Here is a 13,276-nt window from a genome sequence, read left to right on the forward strand (position 1 = left end):
CAACCGCCCCCGGCCGACAGACACACCGTCGGCCGGGGGCACACGCACACTTCGACGTCTCGATGCTCCGGGAACCGAGCGGGACGACCGGCCGCTGATCCCTCCTACGAGGTCCGCGAGGCGAGGTACTCCTTGACCCCCGGCGCGGTGTGCGCCTCCTCCACGTTCACCGCGGCGCCGACCGCCTTGGCGTCCGGCTTGTGCACGTACGTCGAGGTGTTGGCCGGCTGTGCCTTGTCGGAGAAGTTCTGCGCGGTGCCGAGGCCGACGTCGACGTTGGACTGGGAGCGGTGGGCCTTGACGACGTCCTCGCGAGCGAGGCTGCCGTTCTCGCAGGCCCGCTTGAGGTCGGTACCCATCAACTGGGCGGCGTTGTAGCCGGAGAGGACACCGGAGTCGATCAGGGACCCCGGGTACTTCTTCTTGTAGGAGGCGACCATCTTGCGCACCCCGGCCAGGTCGGAGCTGACGGCAGGCGCGGCGCTGACCACGTTCAGCAGGGCGGCGAGGGCGGGTGCGGCCGGCGTCTTCATCAGCTGCGGGGCATAGCCGGGGGCGCTGCTGACGACGGGCACCTTCAGGCCGCGGGAGGCCGCGACCCCGACCAGGGAGGCGGTCTGGGCCGGTCCGGCGCTAATCAGGACCGCCTTGACGCCCTCCTTGCGCAGCGCCGAGACCTGCGCGGACAGGTCGGTGTCGGTGGCCTTGATCTTCTGTCCGACGACCTTCAGGCCCGCCTTCTTCGCGGCCCACTTCGAGCCCTCGAGCGCGTTCGCGCCGTAGTCGCCCTCGAAGTAGACGTGGCCGATCGTGTCGCCCTTGTCCAACCCCTTGGTGCGGGTGAGGAAGTCGACCGCGGCGATCATGTCGATGTCGTAGGTGGTGCCGAGGACCTGCACGGAGTCCCGGCCGAGCAGGGAGGCGGCCCAGGCCTGCGGGAAGGTCAGCACCTTGTCCCGCTCGATGTCGTCGAGCAGCGCGGCCATCACGGGCGAACCGATGACCTGGGGCAGCGCCACGACGTCCGAGGAGATGTCGGCGTAGGCGGTGACGGCCTTCTGGACGTCGTAGCCGTGGTCCTTGACGACGATCTCGACGCGCCGGTCGCAGATGCCGCCGCGGGCGTTGACCTCGTCCGCCCACATCTGCTGGGCCTGCACGATGCTCTTGCCCAGGGTCGCGTAGGGGCCGGTCAGATCGGTGAGGGCGCCGAGCTTGATCGTCTTGTCGGTCACTCCGGGGCCGGTCTTGACGCCGTCGGCGCCCTCACCGGCGCTCCCGGAGGAGTCCGCCTTGGAGCTGCAGCCGGTGCCCGCGAGCAACAGGGCCGCGACGGCCGCGGCCAGGAGTGACGTGGTGCGCGGAACACGGGGCGTGTGGTGCGTGTGGTGCGAGGACTTCACGGGGTGGGCTCCTTGGCTCGTACGGCTGACGCGGGTGGCTGGGACGGGGAGGCGGCATCGGCGGGCGGTGGGGCGGTCCGACGGCGGCGCAGGCGGGCGCGCAGGCGCCGGACCAGACCGTGCAGCCCGTCGGGGGCGAACAGCAGGATCAGGACGATCGCCGCTCCGTAGAGGTAGCGGGCCGCCTCGGTGGGACCGACCGCGCCGTCGGTGGTGCCGGGGGCGGCCACCAGCGGCAGTTGGTCGGCGTAGCGGGTCATCAGCAGGGGCAGCGCGGTGACGAAGACGGCACCGGCGGTGGCTCCGGCCACCGACCCCAGCCCGCCGATGACGATCATGGCGAGGTAGTCGACCGACAGGACGAGGCCGAAGTAGTCGGGCACGACGCGGCGGAAGGCGAGGGCGAGCATCACCCCTGCGAGGCCCGCGTACATCGACGAGACCACGAAGGCCGCCGAGCGGTAGCGGGAGACGTCGACGCCCATCACGGCGGCCGCCGTCTCGCTGTCGCGCAGGGCCACCAGGGCGCGTCCGGGACGGCCGCGGAGCAGTCCTCGGGCGGTGAACCAGGTGATCGCGAACAGTGCGAGCCCCAGGTACCACAGCCGTTCCTCGGCACCGAACGGCACGCCCAGCAAGGACAGTTCGGAGTCGGCCGCGAAGGAGAAGCCGCCCACGTCCAGGGGTGGCACCGAGCGGCCGTTGAAGCCGCCGGTGACGGAGTCCGCCGTGAGGAGGACGTGGTGCCCCAGGAAGACCAGGGCCAGGGTGGCGACGCCGAGGTAGACACCGCGCACCCGGCCGGCGACAGGGCTGAACAGCCCGCCCGCCGCCCCGGCCAACAGCACCGCGAGCACGGCGGCGAGGGCGGTCGGCAGTCCAGGTCCGGGCTCACCGGCCAGCCATACGTAGCCGTAGGCGCCCACGGCCAGGAAGAAGGCGTGGCCGAGGGAGAGTTGGCCGGCGGTGCCGGACAGCAGGCCCAGGCCCACCGCGCCGACGGCCGCCGCCATCGAGAACAGTCCGATGCGCAGCCAGAACGCGTCGAGGTAGAAGGGCAGGGCGCACAGCACCACGACGGCCGTGAAGGTCCAGCCGAGACGGACGGCGCGGGTGCGGGAGAGTCGCTCAGACACGGACCGCCGCCTTTCCGCCGAACAGCCCGGTGGGCCGCACGAGCAGCACCAGCACCATCACCGCGTAGGGAGCGACGTCACCGAACCCCTCCCCCAGGATGTGCAGGTCGGACTGGTAGCCCGCGACGAGCGCCTCGGTCAGGCCGATCAGCAGGCTGCCCGCGAGGGCGCCGGGCGGCGAGGCCATTCCGCCGAGGATCGCCGCCGGGAACGCCTTCAGGGCGATCTGCCCCGTGGTGCGCTCCAGGCCGGGTGCGGGGAACGCGGCGAGGAAGACCGCCGCGAGGGCCGCGAGCGCGCCGGCCAGGCACCAGGCGAGGGTGCGGATGCGCACCAGCCGTACGCCCATCAGGGCGGCCGCCTCGACGTCCTCGGCCGAGGCGCGCAGCGACAGGCCCCAGGACGTGTACCGGAACAGGGCGAAGACACCGGCGATGACCACGGTGGAGACGACGATCGCGGCGATCCGGCTGTCCGCGACGGTCACCGGCCCCAGCCCGCTGACCGAGTCGCCCCAGGGATCGCCGAGCGAGAGCAGGTCGCCGCCGATGCGCCGCGAGAGGTCGGTGAGGATGACGATGTCGACGCCGATGGTGACGATGGTCTGCACGTGAGCGGCGTGCGGGTCGGTCCCGCCGGCGTGGAGCAGGAAGCGGTCCATGGCGCCGGCCACGGCCGCGGTCACCAGGACGGCCACGGCCAGGGCTCCGGCGAAGCCGAGGTCGTCGTGGAGTACGGCAGTGAGGTAGCCGCCGAGCAGCAGCAGCGAGCCGTGGGCGAAGTTCATGACGCCGGACGCCTTGAAGATGATGACGAAGCCGAGGGCGACGAGGGCGTAGACCGCGCCCAGGGCGAGGCCGTTGAAGATGTTGTCCAGGAAAGTGGTCATGCGGCGTCCTCCGCTTCAGCCCCGGTGCCCAGGTAGGCGCGCAGCACCTCCGGGTCGCGGCGGACCTCGTCCGGGGTGCCGTGCGCGATGACACGGCCGAAGTCGAGGACGGTGACCTCGTCGGCCAGGCGCATCACCAGACCCATGTCGTGCTCCACCAGCACCACGGACAGGCCGAGTTCCGCGCGTACGGCGTGCACGACCTCGACCGTGCGGGCGCGTTCGGCCGCGTTCATCCCGGCGACCGGTTCGTCCAGCAGCAGGACGCTGGGCTCCAGGCACAGGGCGCGGGCGAACTCCACGCGCTTGCGGTCGCCGTAGGAGAGCAGGGCGACGGGGCTGTCGAAGTGCGCTCCCAGGCCGGTGAGTTCGGCTGCCTCACGGGCCCGGGCGAGTTGTTCGCGCTGTTCGCGCCGCGCGTGCGGCAGGCGCAGCGCGCTGGCGGTGAAGCCGGCCCGGGACAGGGCGTGGCGGCCGAGCAGCAGGTTGTCGGCGACCGTGCCCTGGGTGGTGACGATGTTCTGGAACGTGCGGGCGACGCCGAGGGCGGCTATGCGGTGGGGGGCGAGCCGGGTGAGGTCGGCGTCACCGAGCCGTACGGTGCCCGTGGCCGGGCGGCACAGGCCCGACAGGACGTTGAAGCAGGTTGACTTGCCCGCTCCGTTGGGTCCGATGATCGCGTGGACGGAGCCCGGGGTGACGGTCAAGGACACCGCGTCCAGGGCGGTGAGTCCGGCGAACCGGACGGTCACGTCCGTCACGGTGAGCGGGGGTGGTGCGGTGGTGCGGGTGGTCACGCGGCTCCCTGCCCCTCGGTGGTTCCGGCGGTTCTGGAGATGTCGCCGGCTTCCGTGGTCTGTGTGGTGTTCGTGTTCTGTGCGGTCTCTGTGCTCTGTGTGGTGTCTGTCTCTGTTGTCTCTGTTGTCTCTGTTGTCTCTGTGGTGTCTGTGGTCTCGCCCAGGTACAGGCGTCGTACGGCGTCCGTGCGGGCCAGTTCGTCGGCGGGCCCGGACAGCCGGACCTCGCCGACCTCCAGGACGTGGGCGGTGTCGGCGAGGGACAGCGCCATGCCCGCGTTCTGCTCGACGAGCAGGACGGCGGTGCCCTGGGCGTTGATCTCGCGGACGACCTCGGCGATCCGGTAGACCATCTGCGGGGCGAGGCCGAGGGAGGGTTCGTCGAGCAGGAGCAGGCGGGGCGCGGCCATCAGTGCCCGGCCGATGGCGAGCATCTGCTGCTCACCGCCGGAGAGGAGACCGGCGGCCTGCCTGGTGCGTTCGGCCAGGCGCGGGAAGAGCGTGAAGACCCGGTCCCGGGCCTCGGCGACCTGTGCCGGGCGGCGCCGTCCGAGGCCGAGGCCGCCGGAGCGTAGATTCTCGTCGACGGTGAGCCCGGCGAAGACCCGGCGGCCCTCGGGGACCTGGACGACTCCGGCGCGCACCGCGGCGACCGGGTCGCGCCCGTCGAGCTCTGTGGCGCCGTAGCGGATACTGCCGGCCGTGACAGCGCCGCGGTGCAGGCGCAGGGTGCCCGACACCGCCCGCAGCAGGGTCGTCTTGCCCGCGCCGTTGGCGCCGAGCAGGGCGACGACCGTGCCGTGCGGGACGGTCAGGGATACGGAACGAAGGGCGGACAGGGCGCGGCCGTAGGTCACGTCGAGGCCCTCCACGCGCAGGGCGCGCTCTTCGTCCGGTGGTGCTTCGGGCATCACGGCTCCTCGGGTCCGTGCCTGGGGCACGGGAGCTTCGGGGGAAGGGCAGCCCACGACAGCACGGGCGCGGGCGTGCGGTACAGGTGTTCGGGCGGGGTGGCTGCGTGGTCCCAACGGGGGTCGGCGGGGATTGTGCGGCTGCCCAGGGGGACGAGCCGGGGGCAGCGCCGGGGACGGAACGCAGGTCGGTGGGTGGCGGCGCTGGGCACCGCTATGAGAGGGGTGTGCGCCGCCGTGTGGGGGGGGTGGGCACCGCCATGCGGAAGGGCCTGGGCCCGCCACGCGGAGAGGTAGGCGCCACCATGCGGAAGGGCCTGCACCCGCCACGCGGAGAGGTAGGCGCCACCATGCGGAAGGGCCTGCACCCGCCACGCGGAGAGGTAGGCGCGGTGCCAGGTTGTTTTGGGAGCGCTGTGAGGTGGCACGAGGACCGTACGCGGCGTGCGCCGTGGCCCCGGGCGGGGCGCGGAAGCCGGGAGCCCCGGTAGTCCGCGCGGCAGCGGCGGCCGGACGCCGGTCAGCCGCGCGGCAGCCGGCGCGCCGTCAAGGCGAGGCTGATCTCCACCACGTCGAGCGGGCGGGCCAGGGAACGGCCGATGAGCTGCTCGCAGCGGCGCAGCCGGTTCAGGACGGTGTTGCGGTGGCAGTAGAGCCGTTCGCCGGCACGCTGGGCCGACCCCTCGGACGCGAACCAGGCGACCAGCGTGTCCAGCAGTACGTCCCGGTCGGCCGGTTCCAGCCGCAGCAGGGGGCCGAGCACCTGCTCGGTGAGCGACGCCCCGAGCCCCGGGCAGGAGGCGACCAGTGCCTCGGGCAGGTGATCGGTGAGCCGGACGGTGCCGCCCTCGGGCGGGCAGATGCTCAGGGCCAGGTCGGCAAGGCGCCGGGCGTCGCCGACGGCGGCGAGCCCCGTCACGGCGCTGCCGATGCCGATCCGGTACCCGGCCGCAGCATCGGCGGGCAGGGCCAGCGCTGCCACGGCGTCCCGGTCGTCCTCGTCGCCGACCAGGACGATGCCGTAGTCCACTTCCGCTCCTGAGTGCCAGTACGCGCTCGTGCCGGGTGGGACGGCGGTGGCCAGGACGTCCGCGGAGTCCTCCGGCCGGCCACCGGCGACCGCGACGACGATGTACCGGCCGTGCTCCGGCAGGCCCAGCCCTTCGGCGGTCTCCGGCAGGTCGGCGATCCGGCTCGTGCCGTCCAGGAGGGCCGCCGCGAGCAGCCGCACCCGGTTCTCGCGCCGCCACGCCAGCTGCCGCTCGGCCTGCCGGTAGGCGTCCGCGACGAGGGTGCAGTGCTCGTCGACGAAGTTCCACACGTCGGTGGCCACGTGGACCAGGAGCCGGACGTCCTCGGGCTCCGAGCGGGAGGTCTCCTCGACCAGCCGCTGCCACACCAGGGACCCGCCCAGCCGGAACGCGTGCAGCAGCGCGTCCAGCGGCAGGCCCTGCTCGGCCCGGGCGACGCCGATCCGCCAGGTGCAGCGGTGGGCGGCCTCGCGGGTGCCGCGCGGGTCGAGCAGCGAGGTCACGCTGTGCCGCAACGAGCGGTACACCTCCTGCCAGGTGCCCGCGTGGTCGTTCTCCAGCGCGCTCCGGTACGCCGGCTCCTGCTCGCGCAGGACCGCCAGCAGCCGGTCGGTCAGCTCGGGCAGGTCGTCGAGCAGGACGCGGGCCGCCCGGTGCAGGACGCGCAGGGCGTCGGCGTCGATCAGCGACCGGATGCGTCGTGTCCGCGGTCGCGGAACGGGCATCGGCCCGGTGCGGAACGTCGCGCGTGTGCGTGCGGCAGGATGCATCGCGGTCCTCCCCCAACTCGGCTTCCCGGCTGTGCTCCGACGCCGGGTGGCCTCGGCGGCGTCCGGCGGGTGCGCTGCCCGTGCGGCCCTCGCCACCCAAATCGTCCTGCATCGAAGAATGGCATACCGTCCGGTCGGTCCCCAGAGGCGTGCGGCGGTCTTTTCCGTGCGGACCGCCGGGAACGCCTCTGGGCAGACCGCCGGGGCTCCCTCCGGCGGACCGCCAAGGTCCCCGCTTGGCGGACCGCAGGGAACGCTCTGGGCAGACCGCCGGGGCTTCCTCCGGCGGACCGCAAGGTCCCCGCTTGGCGGACCGCAGGGAACGTCTCCGGGCGACCGCCAAGACTTCCGCCGGTCGGACCGCCGGCATTCCCCCCGGGCGGGCCGCCGGGCCATCCTCGGCACGGACGGCTGGGCTCCTCCGGGCGGACCCCGCGAAAACCCCCGACCGGCAGACCACTGAGAACCCAGCCAGGCGGACCACCGGGATCCCTCGGCAGGCAGCCGGGCCTCCTCAGCGTGGACCGGCGGACCCCCGCCGGGCAGACCACTGAGACCCCCTCCGGGCAGGCCACCGGGAGCGCCTCCAGGCAGAGCACCGAGATCCCCGCCGGGCGGACCACAGGGATTCCTCCGGGCGGGCCGCCGGGCCCTCCTCGGCGCGGACCGCTAGGCCCCTCCAGGCGGACCCCGCCAAAACCCCCGCCCGGCAGACCACTGAGGCCCCCGCCAGGCTGACCACCGGAATCCCCCGGCAGGCCACCGGGCCCTCCTCAGCACGGACCGGCAAGGCCCCCGCCGGGCAGACCACTGAGATCCCCGCCAGGCACACCACCGAGCCCTCTCCGGGCAAACCACCGGAAACGCCTCCTGGCAGACCACTGGGAAGCCCGCCGGGCGGACCACCGGGAGTCTCGCCCCCGGGCGGACCACCAGGCCCTCCTCAGCACGGACCGGCAAGGCCCCCGCCGGGCAGACCACTGAGATCCCCGCCAGGCACACCACCGAGCCCTCTCCGGGCAGACCACCGGAAACGCCTCCTGGCAGACCACTGGGAAGCCCGCCGGGCGGACCACCGGGAGTCTCGCCCCCGGGCGGACCACCGGGATTTCCTCAGCACGGACCGCTGGGGCCCGCCTCCCGGCGAGGGCTCAGCGGCTCTCCTGGTCGACCATGCGGGCCAGTTCCATGCGGGAGCGTACGCCGAGGGCGGCGAAGACGTTGCGCAGGTGGTAGTCGACCGTGCGGGTGCTGACGGCCAGCCGCTGGGCCACCTCCCGGTTGGTGGCTCCCTCGGCCACGTAGCGTGCGATACGCAGTTGCTGGGGCGTCAGCCGCGACAGCCCTCCGGCCGCCTCCGTCACGGACGCGGCTCCGTTGGCGCGCAGCTCGCCCCTGGTCTGGTCGGCCCAGGCGCCGGCGCCGCAGCGCTCGAAGCCGACCAGGGCGGCTCCGAGCCGGCTCCGGGCCTCCCTCAAGCGGCGGCGGCGCCGCAGCCACCGGCCGTAGAGGAGCTCGGTGCGGGCACGTTCGAAGTCGCCGCCCCTCTCGTCGTGCAGGGCCAGCGCCCGCAGGTAGAGGTCGTCGGCGCGGTCATCGGGGGCGAGCAGGGCGCGGCAGCGGGCGAGCTGGGCCGGCGCGTGCGGGTCGACGCCGAAGGCCGCCCACCGGGCGAGGTCGGCGAGGACCGTACTCGCGTCCTGGGGGTGTCCGGCCAGCACCGCGGCCTCCACGTAGCAGGGCAGGGCCAGCATCCACACGGCGAAGTGGCCGCGCCGGGGCCCGGGCCCGACGAGCGGGCCGAGCCGGTCGTAGGCGTCCAGGGGACGGCCGCGGGCCAGGTCGGCTCGGGCGGTGGCCCACTCCGCGAGGGTCGCCGTCTGGGCCAAGCCGTGACGGCGGGCGGTGGTCAGGGCCACCGAGGCGTGACGCGCGACCATGGCGGTGTCCCCCTCGATGGAGGCCGCCAGGGCGAGCATGGCGTGGTGGCTGGCGGCCGTGTTGCGGTACCCGGCCGCCAGCGCGGCCCGGACACCCTCCTCGGCATGGGTGCGTGCCTGCGCGTGGCAGCCGGCGCGCAGTTCGCCGTAGGCCAGGTATTCGAGGGCCCGGGCCTCGGCCGCGGGGCAGTCCGCGTCGCGGGCGGCCGCGAGGGCGCGGGCACCGGCGGAGCGGGCCGCGCGGACGTCCCCGAGCAGCAGGGCAGCCGCCGCCGCGCGCAGCAGGCGGTCCGTCCGGCCGTCGGTGCGCGCCTGGTCCAGCACGCGCCGCAGCGGTCCGGCGGCGCGGTCGGGGGTCCGGGCGAGCAGGGCCCGCATGCCGTCGCGGTAGTCCCGCACGAATGCGTCGCGTGCCCACCCCGGTCCCGGCCCGCCGGACGGCTCGGGCGGGCCGCTCCCAGCCGGAGGAACAGCGGCGTCCGTGGGGTCGGGCGAGGCCGGGCGGTCGGTGTCTCGTCCTGTCGTCGGGGCACCGTCCTGGCCCGCGGCGGCCCTGTCGGTGGCGGCGGCGGTGACCAGTCCTGCGTACCCGCCCGCGCGCCCTGCCGTGTCCGTGCCGTCGAGAGTGGTCAGACAGAGCATGACGTCACCCGTCGCCCAGGCGGCGTCCGCGGCGGCGAGGCGTGCGGCCTCGGCACTGTCCGGGGCGTCGGCGGCCAGCAAGGACGCGGCCAGCAGCAGGGACGCGCGGGCGTCGCCCACCGGCCCGTCGAACAGCTGCCGCCTCCCGCGCGCGAGTGCGGCACGGCCGCGGTCCGCGGCCGCCGGCCCGGCGCTGTCTCCTCCGATCCGGCCCCCGATGGGGGGAGCCGTCCGCACACGGCTTCCGTCTCCGTTCATTCCCGGGAGGTTACTTGCGCGTAGTGAAGACCGGAAGGCTGACGTCCGCGCATCCTCGCGCGCACATCCGCGGGTTCACCTGCGCGTTGACCGGACACGGCCGGTGGACGGATTGTGCCGGCGCCCAACGGCCGGTCGTCTCGGCCGTGCCCCGGCACGACCCGGCTGCGGACGCGTCGCACGCGCCCGCAGCCGGTCCCCTCGTCACCGAGGCCGCGCATCCCGGGGCTCGGGTGTCAGGAACCGTGCGGGCAGTTGCCGCGGTACTCCTCGATGGTCAGGCTCGGCCGGGGCAGCGGGCACAGGAACTGCTCGTAGCGGGTGTCGTTGTCGATGAACCGCTTGAGCCAGGAAATGCTGTACTTCGCGATCGTCGTGTTCGACGAGTTGGGCGTGAAGTGCGTCGCCGAGTTCAGCTCCAGATAGCCCCGGTCGAGCGAGGAGGACAGGCTCGAGTAGAAGGGTTCGGCGTGGGACGAGACGGGCGCGATGGAGTCCCCGTCGGCTCCGAAGATGAGGGTCGGAGTGGTGACCTCGGGCCAGGTCTTGTCGAGGTTCCACGGCGTCAGCGGGATCGCCGCCTGGAGGCCGGGACGCGACTTGGCGGCCTCCAGGCTGCCGCCACCGCCCATCGAGTGGCCCATCACGCCGAGGCGGGAGGCGTCGACGCGGCCGCGCACCGAGCTGCGCTCGGTGAGGTGGTCCAGGGCGGCCAGGAGCTGACGTCCGCGGGAGTCGGGCTGGTCGACCGTGGTGAGCGTGTCGATGGTGAACACCACGAAGCCCTGCGAGGCCAGGCGCGGTCCCAGCCAGGCGATCGACGACTCGTAGGCGGTGTAGCCGGGAGAGATGGCCACCGCGCCGAACGTGCCGTCGCTGGTGCTCGTCGGGTAGTAGATGGTGCCGCCGCCGAATCCCGTGACGGACAGCGAGGAGACGGACGTCTGCGACACGGCGTACGGGCCGCGCGGCGCCTCGATGCTGGATGTGGTGGGGGCGGGGCCGCGCTCGTAGGGGTTGTCGGCGGCGTGGGCTCCCGGGCCGGCCAGGGGCCCCAGGCCGACGAGGACGGCGAGCGCCGCGGCGGTGCCGGCCAGTCGCCCGGTCCGGTGCCGGAGGGAGCCGGAGGGATGGGTGGGTGGGTCGGTGTGGGGGCGGAGTCGCACGACGAGTCGTCCTCTCTGTCATGGCGGCGACTCGTGCCACGGGCACGCGGGACCTGGGGAGTCCGCAGCGTGCCCGCGGAGGGCACCGCCATCGGGCTGGCCGTGCCACTGTCGAGGACCGGCACCCGCGCGCGGACCGGCAATGTCACCGGTCACCTCGGGCTGCGGGAAGTCGCCCCGCTGCCCGGCGTGATCGCGAGGGATCCGGAAGCGCGCTAACTCAAGGCCACGTCGGTGTGAAACATATGGTGGTCCGAGTACGCGCTGGGTTGCACGCGGTGCCTGAGCGGGGCGATGCCTCGCAGGAAGACGTAGTCGAACTTGAGGTGCCAGTCGGTGGTCACCTCACACGTGCCCGCGGGCGAGGGACGGCACTGAGGGTCCGCATCCGTGCCCAGTGCCCACATCCGGGCGAGTTCGGGAGCATCCGGTACGGCGTTGAAATCGCCGAGCACGATCGCGCGGTCGTGCCGGGCGACTTCGGTTGCCAGTACCGCCGTCTGGTCCGCGCGGACTTCTTCCTGACGTCGTTGGGCGAGGTGCGTGTTGAAGACGCGGACCCGCTGGCCGCCCACCGTGGTCGTGACTGCCATGTACCCACGGTCCTCGGATCCGCCGTCGGGGTATTCCACGTGGACGCGGTCCGTCATGGGTGCCGCCGAGAGAACCGCCTGGCCGAAGGACCCCGGACTCCACGGCAGTCCCCCGCAGCGGCCCCAGTTCTGAAGAACCATCCCGTACTCGACGTGGTAAACCAGCCCGTGAAGGCTCTCCAGATAGTCCCGGATCCTCTCGACGTCACGCACGCACGCTTCCTGAAGACCGATGACCTGCGGCGCGTAGGCGGCGATCTCCGCCGCCCGGTCGACGTTGCTCACCTCGCAGGGATTGCAGATGTTCCACGTCATGACCCGGTTCGGCACGGCATCCCTGACGGCAGCGATGGGCAGTGACCTGCCGAAGACGGGACCGCCTGGTGCGCTGGGGCCGAGGAGCATCATGCAGACCACGGTCATGGCGCCCGCGAACAACCGCGTGGCCCTTCCGAACACCGTCGCCTCCTCAGTGTCCCTGCACATGGCATCCGTCGTCCCCCAGGCACGAGGTTATGGGACGGGAGCGACAGCAGTACATGCTTCACCCATTACAGGCCGGGGCAGGCACGAACTCATATCCGCTTACTGCCGCGTTGGCACGCTGACACCAACACATCGAGGACCACGACGGGCGCCTGACACAACACGGTGCGAACAACCGGCTCCACCTGTCCGTACTATCTCTACACGAAGGCACCCTGCGGCACGCGCGATGTCCTGCCAGGCCGGCCGAGACCTCGCCCCCGGAGAAGCCCGGAGAAGCTTCGCCCGCAGCACGGCCACCCGCCGAGGAAAGGTCAGCACCATGCCCGAGACAACAACTCCCGCCACCGAACTGGCATCGCAGTACATCGCCCAGGTGACCGGAGACCTGGAGGCGAACCTCAAGGAGCAGGAACGGATCAGTGCGGAGATCGCCTCATTGCAGGAGCAGCTCGTCGCCCTGCAGCGTGACCACTCCGTGCTGGTGAACATGCGGCAGGCACTCGGCATCGAAGCGGCCCCGGCCGAGCCCGCTGCCGAGACTCAGAGCGCCACGGTGCCCTCGCCACGGCGGGGGAAGGCCGGCGCCACGCCCGACGGGAAGCAGAAGGCACGCAAGTCCACCACCACCCGTCCTCGGAAGAAGGCAGCCGGAAAGCCCGAGGCCAAGACTGCGGGTGCCACGAAGGCAGCCGGAAAGCCCGAGACCAAGACTGCGGGTACCGCGAAGGCAGCCGGAAAGCCCGAGACCAAGGCCGCGGGTGCCACGAAGGCGGCTCAGCCCACCCTGGTCGAGCTCATTCGCCACCACCTCGCCGAGCAGAAGGAACCGCGCTCCGCTGCGGAGGTCTCCGCGGCGCTCAACCAGGCTCACCCCGATCGCGACATCGCGACCAAGGTCGTGCGCGTCACGCTCGAGGCACTGGTCGCCAAGAGCCAGGCCGAGCGCACCAAGCAGGGTCGGTCCGTCTTCTACACCGCCTCCGCGTCGGAGCCGACGACCGCGTCCGACAACGAGGCACAGCCGGAGAACTCCGAGAACTGACAGAGCGTCAGCAGTGTGCACGCACGCTGAATGACATCGCGGCGATGCCGGGGCGTCAGTGCGGCCGGCAGGCCAGTCAGGCCCACGAGGCCTGCTTGCCGACGCAGGACGCGGTGGACGGCCGTCGGCGCCCCTGGGTGCCGACGGCGTCGCACAACTCGCTCTCGCTCACTGCCTTACTCGTCGCCCCCCTCGCGGAGGCGCCGGGA

10 protein-coding genes and 1 pseudogene are annotated in these 13,276 nt (G+C 72.9%); 2 read left to right on the forward strand and 9 right to left on the reverse strand.

The window, feature by feature from the left end; genetic code table 11:
* Window positions 1-104 precede the first annotated feature (104 nt).
* From ABFX81_RS31625 to bdeA, 8 genes and pseudogenes are all read right to left on the reverse strand, one after another.
* Window positions 105-1,403, reverse strand: a complete 1,299-nt coding sequence (locus tag ABFX81_RS31625; RefSeq protein ID WP_086851590.1) for an ABC transporter substrate-binding protein — start codon at window positions 1,401-1,403, stop codon at window positions 105-107.
* Complete coding sequence (locus ABFX81_RS31630) at window positions 1,400-2,539, reverse strand: branched-chain amino acid ABC transporter permease (RefSeq protein ID WP_346139001.1); 1,140 nt, start codon at window positions 2,537-2,539, stop codon at window positions 1,400-1,402. The genes ABFX81_RS31625 and ABFX81_RS31630 overlap by 4 nt, the downstream gene beginning before the upstream one ends.
* A complete protein-coding gene (locus ABFX81_RS31635; RefSeq protein ID WP_086851593.1) occupies window positions 2,532-3,428 on the reverse strand; it encodes an ABC transporter permease subunit in 897 nt (298 codons plus the stop codon). Before ABFX81_RS31635 ends, ABFX81_RS31630 begins: the two co-directional genes overlap by 8 nt.
* Window positions 3,425-4,225 (reverse strand): ATP-binding cassette domain-containing protein, encoded by an 801-nt coding sequence (locus ABFX81_RS31640; RefSeq protein ID WP_086851595.1) that lies wholly within the window; start codon window positions 4,223-4,225, stop codon window positions 3,425-3,427. Before ABFX81_RS31640 ends, ABFX81_RS31635 begins: the two co-directional genes overlap by 4 nt.
* On the reverse strand, window positions 4,222-5,136 hold the full coding sequence (locus tag ABFX81_RS31645) for an ABC transporter ATP-binding protein (RefSeq protein WP_346139003.1): 915 nt from the start codon (window positions 5,134-5,136) through the stop codon (window positions 4,222-4,224). The genes ABFX81_RS31640 and ABFX81_RS31645 overlap by 4 nt, the downstream gene beginning before the upstream one ends.
* 520 nt (window positions 5,137-5,656) lie before the next feature.
* Complete coding sequence (locus tag ABFX81_RS31650) at window positions 5,657-6,937, reverse strand: PucR family transcriptional regulator (RefSeq protein WP_346139004.1); 1,281 nt, start codon at window positions 6,935-6,937, stop codon at window positions 5,657-5,659.
* 1,151 nt (window positions 6,938-8,088) lie between these two features.
* Window positions 8,089-9,693 (reverse strand): annotated as a pseudogene (locus ABFX81_RS31655) (LuxR C-terminal-related transcriptional regulator); the annotation flags it as partial.
* 320 nt (window positions 9,694-10,013) lie between these two features.
* Complete coding sequence (gene bdeA / locus ABFX81_RS31660; RefSeq protein ID WP_428837230.1) at window positions 10,014-10,943, reverse strand: bis(hydroxyethyl) terephthalate hydrolase; 930 nt, start codon at window positions 10,941-10,943, stop codon at window positions 10,014-10,016.
* 69 nt (window positions 10,944-11,012) lie between these two features.
* On the opposite strand from bdeA, the gene ABFX81_RS31665 reads away from it, so the two are divergent.
* Window positions 11,013-11,162 carry a hypothetical protein gene (locus tag ABFX81_RS31665; RefSeq protein WP_346139005.1) on the forward strand — a complete coding sequence of 50 codons (150 nt, stop codon included), beginning with the start codon at window positions 11,013-11,015 and terminating at the stop codon, window positions 11,160-11,162.
* Here ABFX81_RS31665 and ABFX81_RS31670 read toward each other — a convergent pair.
* Entirely contained in the window at window positions 11,159-12,022 is an 864-nt protein-coding gene (locus ABFX81_RS31670) for an endonuclease/exonuclease/phosphatase family protein (RefSeq protein WP_346139006.1), read from the reverse strand. The genes ABFX81_RS31665 and ABFX81_RS31670 overlap by 4 nt on opposite strands.
* 322 nt (window positions 12,023-12,344) lie before the next feature.
* Between ABFX81_RS31670 and ABFX81_RS31675 the strand changes: the two genes are divergently transcribed.
* Window positions 12,345-13,067, forward strand: a complete 723-nt coding sequence (locus tag ABFX81_RS31675) for a hypothetical protein (protein WP_086847536.1) — start codon at window positions 12,345-12,347, stop codon at window positions 13,065-13,067.
* Window positions 13,068-13,276 lie beyond the last annotated feature (209 nt).

The sequence above is a fragment of the Streptomyces coeruleofuscus genome (assembly GCF_039532725.1).
Taxonomy (GTDB): Bacteria; Actinomycetota; Actinomycetes; order Streptomycetales; family Streptomycetaceae; genus Streptomyces; species Streptomyces coeruleofuscus.